The organism is Saccharothrix sp. CCNWYY140 (genome assembly GCF_037401995.1).
GTDB lineage: Bacteria > Actinomycetota > Actinomycetes > Mycobacteriales > Pseudonocardiaceae > Actinosynnema.
Genome location: NZ_JBBEGC010000004.1, coordinates 132,505 through 152,519 on the forward strand (window position 1 = coordinate 132,505; position 20,015 = coordinate 152,519).

Sequence of the window (20,015 nt, forward strand, 5' to 3'; positions counted from 1 at the left end):
GACCTTTGCGCTGTCCGGCCGACACCGCCGCACACGCGCGAGCATTACCGTTGATCGATCCAGTACCACTCCAGGACATACTCGCAACGGAGCGATCATGCCCGACTTACGCGCGTCGCTGGCCGTGTTGGCGCTCGCGACAACCCTGCCACTGGCCACCACTCCCGCGGCGGTCGCGTCCGCCACGCACGTCGTCACCGAACTGCCGGGCGTCGCGGGCCTGCCCGGCCACTTCGGCTACCACCCCACCGGGGTCAACGACCTCGGCCAGGTCATCGGCAGCGCCCAGGGCGACGGGCTGGCGCGGGCGGTGCTGTGGTCGCCGCGCGGCGGTGCGACCGACCTCGGCCCCGGTCTGGCCGGCGCGATCAGCCAGAGCGGCAGGGTGCTCGGCTTGACCTCCGACGGCGTGCCGGACACGCAGAAGCCGTGGGTCTGGTTCGCGGGTCAGCGGAAGGCCATCACCCCGCCGGGAGCCGCGTGGGCGCTGGCGCAGGTGATCAACGACGACGGCAGCGTGCCGATGTCGTACGCCACGTCGGCCCGGGGCGTGCAGCGCGCCACGGTGTGGGACGGCGAGCGGCACGTGGAACTGCCGGTGACCGGTGATCACGTGTCGACGTACGCGATCAACAACGCCGGTGTCGTCGCGGCGAGCTACGCCTCCGCCTCCTTCCAGGAGTTCGCCGCGGTCCGCTGCGCCGGCGGCGCGTGCACGAAGCTGTCCCCCGGTCCGGGCTACGGCACGTACGACCCGGAGGCGATCAACGAGGCCGGCGTGATCGTCGCCAACCGGGGCATGGTGGCGCTGCGCTGGGACGGCGACGAGATGACCGTCCTGTCGGAGAACGGCCGGCTCGCCCACGGCGAGCAGTCCCTCAACGAGCGCGGCGACGCGGTCGGCTGGGTGCTGGACGGCGGCGCGTCCCGCGCGGTGCTGTGGCCCGCCGGCGGCAAGCAGGTCGACCTCGGCCTGCCCGGCAACTCCGTGGCGACCGCGATCAACGAGCGCGGCGACATCCTCGGGCACGCCTCGTCGCCGGACTACTCGTGGACCCGCGCGTTCCTCTGGCGTGACGGGCAACTCACCTACCTCGACTCGCTGGGCGGGGCCTACAGCATCCCGGTCGCGCTGAACAACCACGGCGTCGTGGTCGGTCGCAGCACCACCGCCGACGGCACCTGGAAGGGCGCTCGCTGGACCCCGGCTGCCACGCCCCTGTACCGCTGACACCCGCCGGCCGCCCCGGGCCCGCGGGGCGGCCGGTCAGGGGTTGCGGAGCAGTTCGACCAGCGCGGCGTAGCTCTCGCCGCCCCGGCCTGCCGCGACGGCGCGGTCGGCCAGGGCCTTGGCGAACTTCGGCACCGCCGCGTCGACCCCCAGGGCTTCGGTCTCGTGGACCAGGAGGGCCATCGCGCCCGCGTGCGACTCGATCGTCGCGTCCAGGGCCGGGTAGGCCCGCTGGTCGACCTGCTCGGCGTACCCGGCCAGCCAGCCCGCCGCGGTGGTGAGGTTCTGCCGGGCGAACGGGACGAACACCGAGGCCTCCACACCCGCCGCGCCCAGCACGGCCGCCCCGTGCAGGAACCCGTTGAGCACGCTCCACATCAGGCTCACCCCGGCCCCCGCGTACAGCGCGGACAGGCCGTGGTCCTCGCCCAGGTGCACCGATGAGCCGGCGAGACCCCGCAAGGTCGCCTCGTGCCGCTCGAACGCCCGACGCGAGCCGCTGTGCAGGATCAGCGCCTCCGCCGTCCCGATGTCCTGCGGCATGGCCATGATCTGGCCCGTCAACGCGGCGGCGCCCCGCGACACCGCCCACTCCCCCACCTCCCGCAACTCCCCCGATGTGCCCGTCGTCATGTTCACCAGGACCTTGCCGTCGAGCACGTCGGCGATCTGCTCGCGCAGCCCGCGCACCACGTCGTGGTCGGCGACGCAGACGACGACCAGCGACCCGGCCACCACCGCGTCCCGCACCGAGTCGGCACGCTTCGCACCCTCGGCCACCAGCCGGTCGGCCTTGGCGGCCGTGCGGTTCCACACGGTCGTCGGGTGCCCTGCGCGCAGGAACGCCCCCGCCAGCGCGTGCCCCATCAGCCCCAGCCCGATGACCGCCACCGGCGTTTCGCTCGTCACCGTTTCCCCCAAGGTGTGTGTCGGAACAGACGGGACGATCCTGAACGTTCACACCGGTATGAAGGTCAAGGGGAGGCCGACGTGCTGATCGGGGAACTGAGCCGGCGCACCGGGGTGCGCACGCACCAGTTGCGCTACTACGAGGCCCAGGGCCTGCTCCAACCGACCCGCAGCACCGGCGGCTACCGCGAGTACGACGAGGACGCCGTCCTGACCGTCACCCAGATCAGGAAGTTGCTGGGCGCGGGCCTGTCCACCGAGGTCATCGCCTTCATGCTCCCGTGCACCACCGGCACGACCCCGACCCTGAAACCCTGCCCCGAACTGGTCGAGGGCCTCCGCACCCGCCTCCACGCCCTGGACGACCAGATCCTCACCCTGACCCGCTCCCGCGAAGCCCTGGCCGACTACCTCGCAGCCACCGAGAACAACCGTCTTCGGGACTCCGCACAGCGCTGACCACCAGGCCTCTTATGGTCCCAGCATGGGACGAACCTCCGCTGACCGGATCAAGCCGGGTGACCGACTCGTGCGCGGCGCCTGTCCGCTGGACTGCCCCGACACCTGCGGCTGGGTGGTGACCGTGCGGGACGGCGCCGCCGTCGCGTTGCGCGGCGACCCCGACCACCCCTTCACCCGCGGCGCGCTGTGCACCAAGGTCAACCGCTACCTCGAACGCGCCACCGCGCCCGACCGCATCCTGCACCCCTTGCGCCGCACCGGGCCCAAGGGTTCGGGCCGGTTCGAGCGGATCAGCTGGGACGAAGCCCTCGACGAGATCTCCGCCCGGCTGCGCGAGATCGTCGACACCGACGGCGGTGAGGCGATCTGGCCCTACTGGGGCACCGGGACGATGGGTTTCCTCCAAGGCCTCGGCGGCTTCGGCGGCCACCGGTTCTTCAGCGCGCTGGGCGCGTCCCGCCACGACCCGACGATCTGCTCCTCCGCCGGCACCCTCGGCCTGTCCTACGCGCTCGGCACCTCCGCCGGCATGGACACCGAGGACTTCGCCCACGCGCGGCTGATCCTGTTGTGGGGCACCAACACCCTCACCACCGGGCACCACCTGTGGAAGTTCGTCCAAACCGCCCGTGCCGACGGCGCCCACGTCGTCGCCATCGACCCGATCCGCACCCGCACCGCCGCGCAGGCCGACGAGCACCTGGCGCCGCTGCCCGGCACCGACGGGGCGCTCGCCCTCGGCCTGCTCAACGTCATCGTGCGGGCCGGCGGCGCCGACGAGGCGTTCCTGGCCGCGCACACCCTGGGCTGGCCGGAGTTCCGCGACCGGATCGCCGAGTTCCCGCCCGAGCGCGTCGCGGCGATCACCGACCTCCCGGTCGACCGCATCATCGCGCTCGGCGAACGCATCGCGACCACCCGGCCCACGGCCATCCGCGCCACGCAAGGGCTCCAGCGGCACGCCGGCGGCGGGACCACGATGCGCACCCTGGCCTGCATCCCCGGCGTGACCGGCGACTGGGGACGCCTCGGCGGCGGCCTGTCGTACTCCACGTCCGGCCACTTCAAACTCGACACGGCCGCGTTGCTGCGCGACGACCTGCGCACGACCGAGCCCCGCACCCTGTCCATGACCAGGCTCGGCGAAGGGCTGCTCGACCTCGACGACCCGCCCGTGCGGGCGCTGTTCGTCATCGCGGCGAACCCGCTGGCCAGCAGCCCCGACCAGAACGCGATCCGCCGGGGTCTGGCCCGCGAGGACCTGTTCACCGTGGTCTGCGAGCAGTTCCCCACCGACACCGCCGACTACGCCGACATCGTCCTGCCCGCGACCATGCAGACCGAGCACGCCGACCTGATGGACGCCTACGGCCACCTGTACGTGACGTGGAACGAACCCGCGGTCGAGCCGCCCGGCGAGTGCCTGTCCACCACGGAGACGTTCCGCCGCCTCGCGGCGCGGATGGGGATGACCGAGCCCGCCCTGTTCGACTCCGACGAGGACCTGGCCCGCCAGGCACTGGGCTCCGGCGCCCCGAGCATGGAGGGCATCACCCTGGAACGGCTGCGCGCCGAAGGCCACGTCCGACTCACCGTCCCCAAGCCGTTCGTCCCCTACGCCGAGGGCTTCCCCACCCCGTCGGGACGGCTGGAGTTCACGTCGGCACGGGCCGAAGCCGCCGGACACGGCCTGCTGCCCGACTTCACCCCGGCCTTGGAGGTCGCCGACCCGGAACTGGCCCGCCGCTTCCCGCTGTGCCTGGTCTCCGTGGCACCACACCACTTCCTCAACACCACGTTCGCCAACGACCCGGAGCTACGCCGCCGGTCGGGTGGGCCACGTGTACTCCTGCACCCGACCGACGCGGCAGCCCGTGGCCTCCAGGACGGCCAGCCGGCCCACGTGCACAACGACCGCGGCGGCTTCGACGCCGTGGTCTCGATCAGCGACACCGTCCGCCCGGGCGTGGCCGCGACCACCAAAGGCCACTGGGCGAAGCTGTCCGGCGGCTCCTCGGTCAACGCCACGGTGGACGAACGCGACTCCGACATGGCCGGCGGAGCCGTCTACCACGACAACCGCGTCGAGATCAGGGGGATCGAGCAGCTGTAAGACCTCCGATGGCCGGGCGATCCCCCGCCCGGCCACCAAGTCCAGCGGCCCCAACCCGACAAAGCACGTCGCGGGGTCAGCTCAGTGCGAAGCCCTCAGCCGTTCGCGGCGACCTCGGCGCACTTCGCCCGGTACGCCGGAGCGCTGTTCGCGTCGGTCAACGACCGCCCGCCCACGCCGCGGATGTCGATCCTCGTCAGCGCCCCCGTCACGGCGTCGAAACCGGTCGCGTACACGATGACGTCGAACTCGTATTCGGCATCAGTGGTCTCGATGCCCGTCGGCGTGACCCGTTCGATCGGGGTGTCCCGCAGGTCGACCAGTTCCACGTTGTCCCGGTTGAAGGTCTTGTAGTAGTCGGTTTCCAGGGGCAGGCGCTTCGACCCGAAGGGGTGGTCCTTCGGCACGAGCTTTTCCGCGGTGACCGGGTCGTGCACGCGCTCCCGGATCTTCCCGCGCACGAACTCCGCGTCGGACACCGGCGAGTTGCGCATGGGCAGGCAGTAGTTGGGCGTGCGCTGGAAAACGGTGAGACTTTCGACCTGCTGCGCGATGGCCGGGACGATCTGCACGCCGGAGGCTCCCGTGCCGATCACCGCGACTCGTTTCCCGGTGAAATCCACCCCGGCCACCGGCCACCGCGCCGTGTGGTACGACTCGCCGGCGAAGTCGTCGAGGCCCTCGTACGCGGGCGTGAACGGCGCGGACAGCATCCCGACGGCCGCGACCAGGAACTGCGCCTGGGCGCGCCCGCCGTCGGCCAGCTCGACCTCCCAGCGGTTCGCGGCCTCGTCGTAGCGCGCGGAGGTCACGCGGGAGTCGAGCCTGATGTCACGGCGCAGGTCGAACCGGTCGGCGACGAAGTTGAAGTAGCGCTCGTTCTCCGGTTGCGCGGAGAAGTGCTCCTGCCACTCCCATTCCTGCCACAACTCGGTCGACCAGGAATAGCCGTAGCTCTCACTCTCGGAATCGAAACGCGCACCGGGGTACCGGTTCCAGTACCACGTTCCGCCGACGCCGCCCGCATCGTCATAGCACCGGACCGAAAGTCCCAACTGCCGAAGGAGGTGCAGCTGGTAGAGTCCGGAAATACCCGCACCGATGACGATCGCATCGAATTCCTCGACGTGCACCGGATTCAACTGATCCACCGTTCCATCGTATGACTCGGTGACGGGCGCAGGATTTTTCCACCGGCACTGCGTACAGTCTAGCAATCATCGAATTCACGCGACCCGACGGAGTCGATCGAGGACCCAACCAGCGCGACACGATCGGGCGCAGATCGTCTCCCGCACGAGCGTAACCCGAATACCTCGAACGCGTGGCGAATGTGCTCACGTCGGCGCACGAGAGGGGTCAGGTTCGGCACGTTCTCCGAGGCCGTCACACCGCGTGTGCTCGCTTGCCGCCGGGGCGCTGTTGGTTGCGGCCGGGTTCACGTTCGCCCGCAGGGTTTCCGGCGCCTGGACGCTGTGCGGGCTCTGCGTGCTGTTCATAGTGGCGAACCTCGTGGCGCCGCTGCTGCGGGGCACGGACTTCAGTGCCCAGCTCAAGTTCCTGTTCGGCTTCGGCAGGATCAACAGCGTCGCCATCGGGCTGGCGACCATCTTCACCATCCTGACGGCCATCGCGGCGGCGATCGCGGGCATTGTGAAGTCGCACGAACCCACCACCGCTCGCGCGGTGGGGGCAAGGTGACTCCGTAGCGTTCACCGGCGTCGACGACGGTTCTCAGTTCTTGTCGAGTTCGGCGTTGACCATCGCCTCGAATTCGTCGCGACCCTGGATGCCCAAGGCGCCGCCGAGTGCGGTCGCCAGCCGGTCGAACGGGTCCTCCAGCGGCAGCCCGGCCAGGTTTTCCGCCAGCTCGGGAACCGTCCAGAGGTCGCCGTCCTTCTGGACCTGTGCGCCGCGCGTCCAGCCGTGGTTGACCGCGATCGAGCCGCCGCGCACCGACAGCACCTGTCCGGTCAGTGCGCACCCCTCGCTGACCAGGTAGGCGACGAGTGGGGCGACCACGGCGGGGTCCTTCGGGTCCAGTTGCCCGTCCGGTGGTGTCTGGTCCATGCCGGGCACGGGGTTGGTCAGTCGGGTGCGCACCATCGACGGGCTGACGCAGTTCACCCGGACCCCCAGCCGCCGCAACTCCAGCGCGTGCACGGTGGTCATGGCCGCGACTCCGGCGTTCGCCGCCGCGTAGTTCGTCTGGGTGGGCAACGGGTTGAGCAGGCCGGAGCCCGAGGCGGTGTTGACGATGGCGCGGTCGGTGCGGACTCCTTCGTCCACCTGTCCGCGCCAGTACGCCGTGGCCCAGCGGCTCACCGCGAAGGTCCCTTTCAGCTTGACCGCCACGACGTCGTCGAACTCCGCTTCGGTCAGCCGTTCGAGCCCTTTGTTGACCTCGATGGTGGCGTTGTTGACCACCGCGTGCAGATCGCCGAACTCCGCGACGGCCAGCTCGACCATGCGCCGGGCATCGGCCCAGTCGGCGACGCTGCCGGTGTCGGCCACCGCCCGCCCGCCCCGCGCGCGGATCTCGTCGACCACGGCGGCGGCGACACTCGCGTCCCCGCCGCGCCCGTCGATCTCCACGCCGGGGTCGTTCACGACGACATTCGCGCCGCGGGCCGCCAGGTACAGCGCCTCCGCCCGGCCGATCCCCCGCCCTGCACCGGTCACCAACACCGTCCGTCCGGTCAACCCGTCCATCACGACACCCTCTCCACACTCAACGAACATTGGTGCACTCAGTATACTCATGCACTCGGTGCATCGAGTCACGCGGTGCACTATGCTCGCCCTGTGCCAGACGAAGTCGGACGTCGTGAACGCAAGAAGCAGCTCACCCGGCAGGCGCTGGTGAACGCCGCCGTCCGCCTGTTCACCGAACAGGGCTACGACCAGACGAGCGTGGCCGACATCGCCGAAGCCGCCGACGTCAGCAAGCGCACGTTCTTCCTGCACTTCCCCACCAAGGAGGACGTGCTGCTCGCCGACGCCGGCACGAGGATCGACCTGGCCGTGCAGGCCATCGAGGGACGCCACCCCGACGCGCCGATGCGCGAGGTCCTGGCCGAGGCGACCACGAGCATGATCGCCAACACCGCCGCCGGCGACCTGCCGAACGGACTGGCGGCACTCCGCGCCCGACTGCTGGTCACCACACCCGCCGTCCAGGCCCGCGTACTGCACACCACGTTCACCGCCCAGACCCGCATCGCCGCGGCACTGCGCAAGGCCTACCCGGACACCCTCGACGAGATCACCGCGGCAAGCATCGTCGGCGCACTGACAGGGGCCATCAGCGCCGCCGCCGTCACCAGCCTCCAACTCGGCAAGCCACCCGAACCGACCCGCGCCGCGATGCACCACGCCGCCGAGATCGCACTGCACTACGTCGAATCACTCGACACGCCCAACCCCACCGAGCACGCCGCTCCACGGGCATCCCACGGAGCAAAGGCAACCCCACCCGCCCGATGACCGACACCAGGTCCCGCCACCGACTGCCCTCGACCTCCACCACACTCGGGCCAAACACCTGACGAGGTTTCCGCTGCACGGGGCACTCCGTGGTCGCGCTGGGCTGTGCCGGATCCGGGCAGGGCGTGGTGCCGGGGTCGGCTGGTGCCCGAAGACGTCGGCTCGTGGCGCTATTCGGCCGGCATCGGGTGTGGGACCGCCTGGCTGCCTGACCCGGTTGCCCCGCTGCGCGGTCCCGGAACCGCGCGGCGGGGGGCCAGGTTGTCCTCCAGGAGCGCCTGTGAGTCCGCGACCCCGATGGAGTCGGCCGGCAGCCGCCCGTCGTCGGCGCGCAGCCGGGCGAGGGCGTCCTCGATCGCGGTCTGCGCGGCGAACAGGCAGGGCGTGCTGTAGATCGCCACGCCCACGCCGAGTCCGCTCAACTCGGTCAACGACAACGACGGCGACTTCCCGCCCGCGATCTGGTTGAACACCACCGGGACCGGTCGCGCCGCGCCGACCACCTTCCCGAGCACGTCCACCGAGGGCACACCGTCGACCAGCACGGCGTCCGCCCCGGCTCGCGCGAACGCGCCCGCGCGCTCCAGCATCCCGTCCTCGTCGGTGGCGTCGGTGCGGGCGACCACGACCAGGTCGGACCGGGTGTCCAGCACGGCGTCGAGCTTGTCCAGGTAGTCCCGCAGCGGGAGCACCCGCTTGCCGCCCACGTGCCCGCACCGCCGGGGCCGGCTCTGGTCCTCCAGCACCACCCCGGACGCCCCGACGTGCTCCAGCGCCCGGACGACGTGCCGGGCCACCTCGACGTCGACGTACCCGTCGTCGATGTCGACCAGCAGGTGGTGCGCGGGGAAGGCGAGGCGCAGCCGGCGCACGAAGTCCACCACGTCGGGCCAGGCGATGAACCCGATGTCGGGCAACCCGTAGTGCGAGGCGGCGAGCCCCAACCCGGAGACGAACAACGCGTCGTGGTGCCGCGCGGCGACGGAGGCGGACAGCATGTCGAACACCCCGATGACCGGCGTGGTGCCGTCCCCGGCCACCACTCCGCGGAACGCTTGGCCGTAACGCACACCCCGAACCTGCCGGCCGTCGTCACCGCGGTCGATATCCCGGAAGACTGACCCTCGCCCTCGAACGAGGGATGTCGTCAGGTCAGGTCGGCCGCCTCGCGCGTGACCGGAGTGCGCTCGCGTTCGTTTTCCGCGACTCGCTCGACCTGGTAGAGCGGACTAAAGTTTCGATGACCGAGCGCAAAGGTTCGGCTTTACGGTCGCCGGCGTGACGACTCTCCCGCAGGAATCATTGACGTTTGCTTCGGCCTCGGTTCATACCTGTGAACTGCGAAGACGCCGAAGAGTGCGGATGTTGACGTCTTCCTGAGATCCTCCTACGGTCTTCCCCACCGGATCGACCTGTCGGAAAGTTCCTCGATAGTTTCGGTCTTCACGAGGACGTGAGCGGGGGGTACCTGGTCGATGAGGAACAGGACGACGGACGGCCCGGTGACGCCCGGGGGCGGTGCCGTTCCGACGACCGACGACCGGCCCGGCCCGGTCTGGCGGGACGTCTCCCTGCCCGTCGCGGAACGCGTCGATGCGCTTGTGGGAGCGATGACGCTCGACGAGAAGCTCGCCCAGCTCGTCGGCGTCTGGGTCGGCGCGGACCCGTCCGGTGAAGGCGTCGCACCGCACCAGCACGACCTGGCCAGTGACCCCGTGGTGTGGGCGGAGGTCATCGCGTCCGGGCTCGGCCAGCTCACCCGGCCGTTCGGCACCCGCCCGGTCGACCCGGTGGCCGGGGCGCGGTCGCTGGCCGCCTCGCAGCAGCAGGTGGTGGACGCCAACCGGTTCGGCATCCCGGCGTTGGTGCACGAGGAGTGCCTGACCGGGTTCGCCGCCTGGCGTGCCACCGCCTATCCCGCGCCGCCGGCGTGGGGCGCGTCGTTCGACCCCGACCTGGTGGCCGAGATGGCGGGACTGATCGGCCGTTCGATGCGGGCGGCGGGCGTGCACCAGGGGTTGGCGCCGGTCCTGGACGTCACCCGCGACTACCGCTGGGGCCGCACCGAGGAGACCATCGGCGAGGACCCGTACCTCGTCGGCACGGTCGGCACGGCGTACGTGCGCGGACTGGAGCGGTCCGGTGTCGTCGCCACGCTCAAGCACTTCGCGGGCTACTCGGCCTCCCGCGCCGGGCGCAACCTCGCCCCGGTGGCCATCGGCCCGCGCGAGTTCGCCGACGTGGTCCTGCCGCCGTTCGAGATGGCCGTGCGCGACGGCGGCGTGCGGTCGGTCATGCAGTCCTACACCGAGATCGACGGCCTGCCGTCCGCGGCCGACGCCGGGCTGCTCACCACCCTGCTGCGCGACACCTGGGGCTTCACGGGCACGGTGGTCGCCGACTACTTCGCCGTCAAGTTCCTGGAGACCCTGCACGGGGTGGCGCAGGACGAGGCGGACGCCGCCGCGCTGGCCCTGGCCGCCGGCGTGGACGTCGAGCTGCCGACCGTGCGCTGCTACGGCACGCCGCTGCGCGAGGCGGTCGAGCGCGGCGACGTGGACGAGGACCTGGTCGACCGGGCGTTGCGCCGGGTGCTGCGCCAGAAGGTGGAACTGGGGTTGCTCGACCCGGACTGGTCGCCCCTGCCCGAGGACGTGGCCGAGCTCCGGCTCGACTCGCCGCATGCGCAGGACGTCGCGCTGCGCTTGGCGCGGGAATCCGTAGTGCTGTTGGCCAACGACGGCGTCCTGCCGCTGCGGCCCGACACGCGAATCGCCGTGGTCGGCCCCCTCGCGGACGACCCGATGGCGATGCTGGGCTGCTACTCGTTCCCCGCGCACATCGGCGTGCACCACCCGGACGCCGGGCTGGGCCTGGAGATCCCGACCGTGCTCTCCGCGTTGCGCGACGCGGTGGGTGGCACCGTGACCCACGCGAAGGGCTGCGAGGTCACCACGAAGCCCGGCGCCGGAGTCACGGACGGCAGAGCCACGGACGACAGGGCCGCCAACGACGAAGCCGACGACATCGCCGCCGCGGCGGCGGTGGCGCGGGACGCCGACGTGTGCGTCGTCGCTGTAGGCGACCTGGCGGGGCTCTTCGGGCGCGGCACCTCGGGCGAGGGCTGCGACGCGACCGACCTGCGGCTGCCCGGCGCCCAGGCGGACCTGGTCCGCGCCGTCCTCGCCACCGGCACGCCGGTCGTGCTGCTGCTGATCACCGGACGGCCGTACGCGATCGGCGACCTGGCCGAGGGTGCTGCGGCCGTCGTGCAGGCCTTCTTCCCCGGACAGCTCGGCGGCCGGGCCCTGGCGGACGTGCTGACCGGCGTGGTGTCGCCATCGGGCCGGCTGCCGCTGGGCATCCCGGGCGACCCGTCCGGCCAGCCGGGCACCTACCTGTCCGCACCGCTCGGGCGGCGCTCCGAAGTGTCCAATGTGGACCCGACCCACGTGTTCCCCTTCGGGCACGGCCTGGGCTACGACACGTTCACCTGGTCGCCGGTACGCGTGGTGTCGGGCGAGCCGTGGACCACGGACGGCGAGGTCGAGCTGGAACTGGACGTGCGCAACCCCGGCACGCGCCCCGGCGCGGACGTGGTGCAGCTGTACCTGCACGACCCGGTCGCGCAGGTGACCCGCCCGGTCGTGCGGCTCATCGGCTACGCGCGGGTGGAGTTGGCCGGTGGCGCATCGGCCCGCGTTACTTTCCGCGTGCCGGCCGACGTCACGTCGTTCACCGGTCGGGACGGCAAGCGCGTGGTGGAGCCCGGCGCGGTGCAGCTGCGCGTGTCCCGGTCGAGCGCGGACGTGCACGAAGCGGTGGACCTGCGGCTCGACGGCCCGCTGCGCGAAGTGGACCACACGCGCCGGTGGCTCACCGCCGTGTCGGTCACCCACGGGGAGCCGGCATGACCACCCCGAAAGCCGGCCGGTACCGGACCACGTGGCGCAAGGCGTTCAGGCGCGACTGGCAGCTCTACACGCTCGCCATCCTCCCGCTGCTGTTCTTCCTCGTCTTCCGGTACGCGCCGATGCTGGGCAACGTCATCGCGTTCCGCAAGTTCGTGCCCGGCGGGAGCATCTACGGCGAGACGTGGGTCGGCCTGCGATACGTCAAGCTGTTCATCAAAGACCCGAACTTCTGGGAAGTCTTCGGCAACACGATGGCGCTCGGCGCGCTGACGCTGGTGTTCACCTTCCCGCTGCCGATCGTGCTCGCGCTGCTGCTCAACGAGGTGCGCTCGCGCTACTTCAAGCGGTTCGTGCAGACGGTGTCGTACCTGCCGCACTTCCTGTCCATCGTGATCGTGGCCGGCATGGTCATGCAGCTGGTGTCGCTGGAGGGCACGGTCAACCAGCTCGTCCGCGCCTTCGGCGGCGACGCGGTCCCGTTCATCCAGGAGCCGGGCTGGTTCCGCACGATCTACGTCTCCTCCGAGGTGTGGCAGACCGTCGGCTGGGGCACGATCCTCTACCTGGCCGCGTTGACCACAATCGACTCGCAGCTCTATGAGGCCGCGCGGATCGACGGCGCGAACCGCTGGCAGCAGACCTGGCACGTGACGCTGCCCGGCATCCGCCCGACGATGATCACGCTGCTGATCCTCAACACCGGCACGTTCATGGCGGTCGGTTTCGAGAAGGTCCTGCTGCTGTACAACCCGCTGACCTACCCGACCGCGGACGTCGTGTCGACCTACCTCTACCGGGTCGGGCTGGTGTCCAACAACTTCAGCTACGCCGCCGCGATCGGCCTGTTCGAGTCGATCATCGGCCTGACCCTGGTCCTGTCCGCCAACGCGATCTCGCGCCGAGTGGTGGGGACGAGCCTGTGGTGACCGACAACCCGAAGGTGATCGCGAAGCGGCTCGACAAGCCCGTGGGAGCCCGCCGCACCTCGCTGGACGACTCCCGCGGCTACCGCGTCTTCCGCGTCGTCAACACGGTCGTGCTGCTCTGCGTGGCCGCGGTGACGCTGTACCCGCTGGTCACCATCGTGGCCCAGTCGTTCAGCAGCGAGCTCTACATCCGCACCGGCCAGGTCAACCTGGTGCCGCGCGGGTTCAACCTCGACACCTACGAGCTCGTCGCGGCCGATCCGGCGTTCTGGAACAGCTACCTCAACACCGTCGTCTACACCGTGACGGCCACCGCGATCTCGATCGTGCTCACCACGATCTACGCGTACGTGCTGTCCAAGCACCGGCTCAAGGGCCGCGGCCTGCTCATCGGCGTCGCGGTGTTCACGATGTTCTTCAACGGCGGCCTGATCCCGAACTACGTGCTGGTCAACGGTCTCGGCCTGACCAACACGATGTGGGCGGTCGTGCTGCCGAACGCGATCAGCGTGTTCAACCTGCTGGTCATGAAGGCGTTCTTCGAGAGCCTGCCCGCGGAGTTGGAGGAGGCCGCCGCGATCGACGGCCTGAACACCTACGGCATCCTGCTGCGGATCGTGCTGCCGCTGTCGAAGGCCGTGCTCGCCACCATGATCCTGTTCTACGCGGTGGCGAACTGGAACTCGTGGTTCCCGGCGTTCCTCTACCTCGACCGCGCGGACCTGTTCCCGGTCACCGTGTACCTGCGCAACATGATCGCCGGCGCCACCTCGGCAACGTCGGTCGGCGCGGTCGAGTCCAACGCGGTGGCGATCTCCGCGAACATCAAGGCGGTGACGATGGTGCTGACCGTGCTGCCCATCGTCGTCGTCTACCCGTTCATCCAGCGCTACTTCGTGTCGGGCGTGATGCTCGGCGCGGTCAAGCAGTAGCGCACGCGCTCGGCGTCGACGACGGCGTCACACCACCCGAGGAGACAGCACGATGCGAACCAAATGGAAGCGAACGCTTCTGACTGCCGTCGCCGGCAGCCTCGTGGTCAGCTTGGCCGCGTGCAGCGAGGAGGACCCGGACGCGGGTGGCGTCAACCTCGACGGCAAGAAGACGGCGTCGATGGCCGACTACAAGGTGGGCACGCCGTTCAAGGCGACCGAGCCGCTGGACGTCAGCCTGCTCTACCTCGACCAGGCGCACTACCCGATCAAGGACGACTGGCTGCTGTGGAAGGAGATCACGCAGCGGACCAACGCCACGATCAAGCCGACGGTCGTGCCCTACAGCGACTACGAGCAGAAGCGCGGCCTGCTGATCAGCTCCGGCGACGCGCCGACGATCATCTCCAAGACCTACCCGGGTCAGGAGGAGCAGTTCGTCGCCTCCGGCGCGATCCTGCCGGTGAGCGACTACCTCGACCTGATGCCGCACTTCAAGGACAAGGTCGAGCGGTGGAAGCTCCAGCCCGAGCTGAACACGCTGCGCCAGGAGGACGGCAAGTTCTACGTGCTGCCCGGCATGCACGAGAAGCTCTGGCCGGAGTACTCGCTGGCGTTCCGCACCGACGAGCTCAAGCGCCTGAACCTGTCGACGCCGAAGACCTGGGACGAGGTGTACACGGTCCTCAAGGCGATCAAGGCCGCGAACCCGGACAGCTACCCGCTGTCGGACCGCTTCGAGGCCAAGTCGGTCCTCAACTACGCCGGCCAGACGTTCGGCGCGGCGGCCGGTTGGGGCTACGTCAAGAACACGATCTGGGACCCGTCCGAGCAGAAGTACGAGTTCGCCGGCACGACCCCGGAGTACAAGCAGCTGGTCGAGTACTTCCACAAGCTCGTCGCCGAGGGCCTGATGGACCCGGAGAGCTTCACGCAGAAGGACGACGCGGCCATCCAGAAGTTCGCCGCCGGCAAGTCGTTCGCGATCAGCAGCAACGCGCAGAACATCGTCAACGACTACCGGCCGAACATCGCGAAGATCCCCGGTGCCACCGTCGCGAAGATCCCCGTGCCCGCCGGGCCCAAGGGTGACGTCATCCGCGGCACGCGCCTGGAGAGCGGGCTGATGGTGTCGGCGAAGGCCGCCCAGAGCGACAAGTTCGTGGCGACGATGCAGTTCATCGACTGGCTCTGGTACTCCGACGAGGCGCAGGAGTTCACCAAGTGGGGCGTGCCCGGCACGACCTACGACAAGGACGCGGCGGGCAAGCGGGCCCTCAAGCCCGAGGTCGCGTTCGGCGGGTTCAACGTCGGCGCGCCGAAGAACCTCCAGCGCGACTTCGGCTTCCACGGCGGTGTCTTCTCCTACGGCGGCGCCACCGAGCTGTTGCAGTCGATGTTCACCGAGGAGGAGATCGCCTTCCAGAAGGCGATGGCCACCAAGAAGGTCGAGGCGCTGCCGCCGCCCGCGCCGCTGAACGAGGAGGAGCGCGAGCGCGCCGCCCTGGTCGAGAGCTCGCTCAAGGACCTCGTCACGCAGTCGACGCTCCAGTTCATCCTGGGCCAGCGCGACCTCTCCACGTGGGACGCCTACGTCAAGGAGGTCGAGGCCAAGGGCTCCAACGACCTCGTCACCCTGGTCAACGGCGCGCAGAAGCGCTACAAGGAGAAGAACGGCTGACCGGCGCTCGACGGTGGCTGCCGCTCGCGCGGGCGGCGGCCACCGTCGCCGGGTCCGTGGGTCGGCGACGGTGGTCGAGGCCGAACACCGTGGCACTGGAGGGGTTTGTGAGTCGCGTTACCGTCCCCGGCGAGCCGATCGGCCGCCTGTCCGAGTCGTGGCGCCACTGCGTCGGCACCGGCCGGATGAACCTCGCGCTGCGCGCCGACTACCAGGAATCCCTGGCCGTGGTGCAGCGCGACATCGGCTTCCGCCACATCCGCGGCCACGGCCTGTTGTCGGACGACATGGGCGTGCACCGCGTGTCCGGCGACGGCGTGACCCGGTACTCGTTCACCTACGTGGACCAGGTCTTCGACCGGTTCCTGGAGTTGGGTATCCGGCCGTTCGTGGAGCTGGGGTTCATGCCGTCCGCGCTGGCCTCCGGTGAGGACACGGTGTTCTGGTGGAAGGGCAACATCACCCCGCCGAAGGACCGGGACGAGTGGGCCGCGCTGGTCCGCGCCGTCGTCCGCCACCTCGTCGACCGCTACGGCGCGGCCGAGGTGCGCACCTGGCCGATCGAGGTGTGGAACGAGCCGAACCTGCCCGGGTTCTGGAAGGACGCCGACCAGCAGGCCTACTTCGACCTGTACGAGCTCACCGCGCGGACGGTCAAGGACGTCGACGCCGGGCTCCAGGTGGGCGGCCCGGCGATCTCGCCCGGCTCGGACGAGTGGTGGGCGCCGTTCGCCGAGTTCGTCACCCGCCGCGAGGTGCCGATCGACTTCGTCAGCCGGCACGCCTACACGTCGGGCCCCGCGCAGCACGTCCCCTTCGGCACCTACCAGACCCTCGACGCGCCCGAAGCGCTGCTGGACCAGTTCGCCGCGCCGCGCAAGCACCTGGCGGGCACCGCGCTGGCCGGGCTGCCGGTGCACATCACCGAGTACAACAGCTCCTACCGGCCCGACAACCCGATCCACGACACGGCCTACCACGCCGCCTACCTGGCCCCGGTGCTCACCGGCGGCACGGAGTTGGTGGACTCGTACTCCTACTGGACGTTCTGCGACGTCTTCGAGGAGGACAACGTGCCGACCTCGTTGTTCCACGGCGGTTTCGGCCTGCTCACCCACCGGCAGGTGCCGAAGCCGACCTACCACCTCTACGCGTTCATGGCCCGGATGGGCCCAACCGTCCTGGCACGCGGCCACGACCACCTGGTGTGCGCGACCGACGACGGCCGGGTCACCGTGCTGACGTGGCAGCCGGTGGGCGGCACCGACGGGCCGGACGCGCCCGAACGGCACGAGGTGCGGCTGTCGGTCCCGCTGACCGGGCCGCGCGCGTTCATTCGTCGGGAACGGGTGAACGAGCACGACGGCAACGCGTTCGGCGCGTGGCGCGAACTGGGCCGTCCGCGCTCCCCCGACCGGCGTCTGCTCGACGTCCTGCGCGACTGCGGCCGGCCTGCTGTGGAACACCGGCAGGCCCCGGTCGTGGCCGGTCGGGTGGACCTCGACCTCGCGCTGGCGCGCCACGAGGTCACGTTCGTCGAACTCCTCCCCGTGGAGGTTGAGCACCACGAAGGTCTGGACGACCGGCGACTGCTCGGCGCGTCCGACGACCGGCTCGTCGCACCGCACGAGAGGCCGTGACTGTGCCCGCCGAACGACGAGGTGACCCTGCCGCCGAGATCGGCGCGGGCATCCTGTCGCGCGTCGCGTCCGTCGTGTACTGGTTCGTCGTCATCGACGCCCTGGTCGTGCTGACGACGGCCCCGGGCTTCGTCGCGCTGCTGTTCCTGGACCGCGGCGCGGGGAACGCACCGCTGGTCGGACTGTGCTTCGCCCCGGTCGGCCCGGCGCTGTCGGCCGCCGTCTACGCCTGGCGGGTGTTCCTGAACGACCGGGACCTCTCCCCCGCCACGCACTTCCGCCGCGGTTACCGGCTCAACTGGCTCGACGTGCTGCGCTGGTGGCTGCCCACGCTGGCGGTGCTCACCGTGATCGGCTTCAGCCTGGCCAACCTGGAACTGGCCCGCGTGCCCGCCGGGTACGGCGTGGTGCTCGTCGTCATCGCGGCGGCGCTACTGGTGTGGTCGACCCAGGCACTGGTGCTGTCGTCCACACTTGCCCTACGCACCCGGGACACCGCGCGCCTGGCCTCCTACTACCTGGCCGCCCGGCCGGCGAGCGCTCTTGGCGCTTTGTCGCTGCTCATCGCGACCGGCGGGCTCGTGGTGCTCACCTCCGACTGGGTTCTCGCCCTGCTGGCCGCCCCCTTCACCCTCCTGCTCTTGCGCAACGCCGACCCGGTGCTGCGCGACGCCACCGAGAGGTTCACCGCGTGACCCGGCGGAGGCCCGGTCGGCCGAGCGGCTAGTGGATCGTCCGACCCCGCGCGTCCGGCACGCCCGACTTGCGCCAGAAGTACGTGTTCACCTGGTCGCGCCACTCCGCCGCGCACCTCGACTGCTCCTCCAGCAACGCGCTGACCCGCTCGAACACCTCCGGCGGCACCCGGCCCTCCAGCCGCGCCCAGGTCTCGGCCAGCCGGGACACCTCCTCGCGCCCGGCGAAGTGGGTGTCGTAGATGTGTTGGACCACCGTCGTCCCCGAGTGCAGGACGTGGTCGTACGGCACGTGGTGGAAGAACAGCAGCAGTTCGTCCGGGCACGTCTCGGCCGACTCGTACACGTCGCGCCACGGCGGCGGGAACTGGCCGGTGAAGCCGGTGCCGGTGGCCCGCGTGCGGTCCACGCCGACACCCTCGCGGTCGGCGAAGTGGTAGGTGCCCCACTGCGAGTACTCGTAGCCGTCCACGTTGGGCCCGTAGTGGTCGCCTGGGTTCACCATCCAGCCGACGCCCAACGGGGCCGTGTACCGCTCGTAGGTCAGCCACGAGCCGTCCATGATGTCGTGCAGTGCCTCGCGGACCGCCTGGTCGTCCGAGAACGTCAGGCCGATCCACTCGTCCAGCACGGCTTCCGGTGTGAGCCGGTCGTTCCAGGCCAGGCGTCCGAAACCGAACAGGTTGGCCTGGGCCAACGGGTGGCCGGTCCAGAACGGGTCGTCGCCCACGTTCGAGACCGCCACCACGCCGCCCGCCGGTGCGCCCGTCCGGCCGCCGGCGATGTCCGCGACCGTGGGCTCGTCCTCGCCCCAAGGCCGGAAGCCGAGCATCTCGTGCCACTGGGGTACGAGGTGGCACACGTGCTTCTGCTGGCCGGTGTACTCCTGCGTGACCTGGAACTCGACCGCGAGCCGGGTGCGCGGCATGGCCGCGATCACCGGTGACAGCGGTTCGCGCACCTGGAAGTCCACCGGGCCGGACTTCACCTGAACCACCACGTTCGGGTCGAACGAGCCGTCCAACGGTGCGAAGTGGTCGTGGGCCGCGCGGGCGCGATCGGTCTTGCGGTCGCGCCAGTCCTGCCGGTGGTTGTAGACGAACGCGCGCCAGAACACCGTGCCGCCGAACGGCGCCAGCGCGCGGGCCAGTGCGTTCGCTCCCTCCGCGTGGTCGCGGCCGTAGGCGAACGGGCCGGGGCTGCCCTCGGAGTCGGCCTTGACGACGTACCCGCCGAAGTCGGGGATCGCCGTGTACACCTCGGCGGACGTGCGGGCCCACCACTCCCGCACCGCCGCGTCGAGCGGATCGGCCGTGGGCAGGCCGCCGAGCGTCATAGGCGCCGCGAAGCTCACGGACAGGTGCACCCTGATCCCGTGCGGGCGGAACACGTCGGCCAACCGCGCCACGTCGGGCAGCAGGTCGGTGAGCAGCCGGGCCTCGGTGCGGTGCACGTTGACGTTGTTCAGGCAGACCCGGTTGATCCCGATCGAGCCGAGCAGCCGCGCGTAGGCCCGGACCCGGGACAGGTCGGCCCGGACCGCGCCGTCGGCGTAGAAGATCGAACCACCCGCGTACCCGCGTTCGACCTGGCCCATCACGGGGTGCACGTCGACGTTGTCCCAGTGGTCGAGCATCCGCACCGGCTGGCGTGGCGCATGCCGCTCGGGCTCCGCAGCGCCGGTGAACGCAGCACCGCTGAACGCCGCCTCGCCCAGCCGCACCACGTGGTGGAAGCCGTAGAGCAGGCCGACGCCGTCGATCGCGCGGACAACCGTGGTCGTGCCGACCCGCCCCACCACGAACGCCTCGGGGTCGGTCTCACCGTCGTCGGGCGCGCACACCAGCTCCAGGTCCGCCGGCCCGTCGTCGACCAGCGCGCCACCGTGCTCGGCCACCGCCGTCGCGACCTCGCCGCGGACCGTGGCCACGACCGGCCCGTCCCCGACGACGCGGACCCGGCGTGAGCCGATCGCCCGGAACGCGGAGGCGGGGAGCCAAGCGGGGTGCACGCCGATCATGGGCGG

At 70.6% G+C, this 20,015-nt stretch carries 16 protein-coding genes; 11 read left to right on the forward strand and 5 right to left on the reverse strand.

The annotated features are described in order from the left end of the window. Positions 1–97: 97 nt before the first annotated feature. On the forward strand, positions 98–1,231 hold the full coding sequence (locus WBN91_RS04060) for a hypothetical protein (RefSeq protein WP_337723216.1): 1,134 nt from the start codon (positions 98–100) through the stop codon (positions 1,229–1,231). Positions 1,232–1,267: 36 nt separating this feature from the next. Here the strand turns inward: WBN91_RS04060 and WBN91_RS04065 are convergent, their stop codons facing one another. Further along, positions 1,268–2,140: an NAD(P)-dependent oxidoreductase gene (locus WBN91_RS04065; protein WP_337723215.1), complete on the reverse strand. Its 873-nt coding sequence runs from the start codon at positions 2,138–2,140 to the stop codon at positions 1,268–1,270. Between the two features lie 81 nt (positions 2,141–2,221). On the opposite strand from WBN91_RS04065, the gene WBN91_RS04070 reads away from it, so the two are divergent. Together WBN91_RS04070 and WBN91_RS04075 are read left to right on the forward strand one after the other, a co-directional pair. Next, complete coding sequence (locus WBN91_RS04070) at positions 2,222–2,599, forward strand: MerR family transcriptional regulator (protein ID WP_337723214.1); 378 nt, start codon at positions 2,222–2,224, stop codon at positions 2,597–2,599. Positions 2,600–2,624: 25 nt separating this feature from the next. Continuing rightward, on the forward strand, positions 2,625–4,715 hold the full coding sequence (locus WBN91_RS04075) for a molybdopterin-containing oxidoreductase family protein (protein WP_337723213.1): 2,091 nt from the start codon (positions 2,625–2,627) through the stop codon (positions 4,713–4,715). 95 nt (positions 4,716–4,810) lie between these two features. Here the strand turns inward: WBN91_RS04075 and WBN91_RS04080 are convergent, their stop codons facing one another. Continuing rightward, a complete protein-coding gene (locus WBN91_RS04080) occupies positions 4,811–5,866 on the reverse strand; it encodes a flavin-containing monooxygenase (RefSeq protein ID WP_337729362.1) in 1,056 nt (351 codons plus the stop codon). Between the two features lie 244 nt (positions 5,867–6,110). On the opposite strand from WBN91_RS04080, the gene WBN91_RS04085 reads away from it, so the two are divergent. After that, positions 6,111–6,416, forward strand: a complete 306-nt coding sequence (locus WBN91_RS04085) for a hypothetical protein (RefSeq protein WP_337723212.1) — start codon at positions 6,111–6,113, stop codon at positions 6,414–6,416. A 33-nt stretch (positions 6,417–6,449) separates the two neighbouring features. Here the strand turns inward: WBN91_RS04085 and WBN91_RS04090 are convergent, their stop codons facing one another. Next, entirely contained in the window at positions 6,450–7,427 is a 978-nt protein-coding gene (locus WBN91_RS04090) for an SDR family NAD(P)-dependent oxidoreductase (protein WP_337723211.1), read from the reverse strand. A 93-nt stretch (positions 7,428–7,520) separates the two neighbouring features. Between WBN91_RS04090 and WBN91_RS04095 the strand changes: the two genes are divergently transcribed. Beyond that, a complete protein-coding gene (locus WBN91_RS04095; RefSeq protein ID WP_337723210.1) occupies positions 7,521–8,201 on the forward strand; it encodes a TetR/AcrR family transcriptional regulator in 681 nt (226 codons plus the stop codon). A 170-nt stretch (positions 8,202–8,371) separates the two neighbouring features. Here WBN91_RS04095 and WBN91_RS04100 read toward each other — a convergent pair whose 3' ends face one another. Beyond that, positions 8,372–9,271 (reverse strand): isocitrate lyase/PEP mutase family protein, encoded by a 900-nt coding sequence (locus WBN91_RS04100; protein ID WP_337723209.1) that lies wholly within the window; start codon positions 9,269–9,271, stop codon positions 8,372–8,374. Between the two features lie 405 nt (positions 9,272–9,676). On the opposite strand from WBN91_RS04100, the gene WBN91_RS04105 reads away from it, so the two are divergent. From WBN91_RS04105 to WBN91_RS04130, 6 genes are all read left to right on the forward strand, one after another. Continuing rightward, positions 9,677–12,115 (forward strand): glycoside hydrolase family 3 N-terminal domain-containing protein, encoded by a 2,439-nt coding sequence (locus WBN91_RS04105; protein WP_337723208.1) that lies wholly within the window; start codon positions 9,677–9,679, stop codon positions 12,113–12,115. Beyond that, entirely contained in the window at positions 12,112–13,041 is a 930-nt protein-coding gene (locus WBN91_RS04110; protein ID WP_337723207.1) for an ABC transporter permease, read from the forward strand. The genes WBN91_RS04105 and WBN91_RS04110 overlap by 4 nt, the downstream gene beginning before the upstream one ends. Continuing rightward, entirely contained in the window at positions 13,038–13,973 is a 936-nt protein-coding gene (locus tag WBN91_RS04115; protein ID WP_337723206.1) for a carbohydrate ABC transporter permease, read from the forward strand. Before WBN91_RS04110 ends, WBN91_RS04115 begins: the two co-directional genes overlap by 4 nt. 52 nt (positions 13,974–14,025) lie before the next feature. Continuing rightward, positions 14,026–15,654 (forward strand): ABC transporter substrate-binding protein, encoded by a 1,629-nt coding sequence (locus WBN91_RS04120; protein WP_337723205.1) that lies wholly within the window; start codon positions 14,026–14,028, stop codon positions 15,652–15,654. 107 nt (positions 15,655–15,761) lie between these two features. Next, the gene (locus WBN91_RS04125) at positions 15,762–17,294 is read left to right on the forward strand and encodes a GH39 family glycosyl hydrolase (RefSeq protein WP_337723204.1); all 1,533 of its coding nucleotides are present in this window, start codon (positions 15,762–15,764) and stop codon (positions 17,292–17,294) included. Then, on the forward strand, positions 17,291–17,989 hold the full coding sequence (locus tag WBN91_RS04130; protein ID WP_337723203.1) for a DUF624 domain-containing protein: 699 nt from the start codon (positions 17,291–17,293) through the stop codon (positions 17,987–17,989). Before WBN91_RS04125 ends, WBN91_RS04130 begins: the two co-directional genes overlap by 4 nt. Before the next feature lie 28 nt (positions 17,990–18,017). On the opposite strand, the gene WBN91_RS04135 is transcribed toward WBN91_RS04130, so the two are convergent. Then, positions 18,018–20,009: an alpha-glucuronidase gene (locus tag WBN91_RS04135; RefSeq protein WP_337723202.1), complete on the reverse strand. Its 1,992-nt coding sequence runs from the start codon at positions 20,007–20,009 to the stop codon at positions 18,018–18,020. Positions 20,010–20,015: the final 6 nt, after the last annotated feature.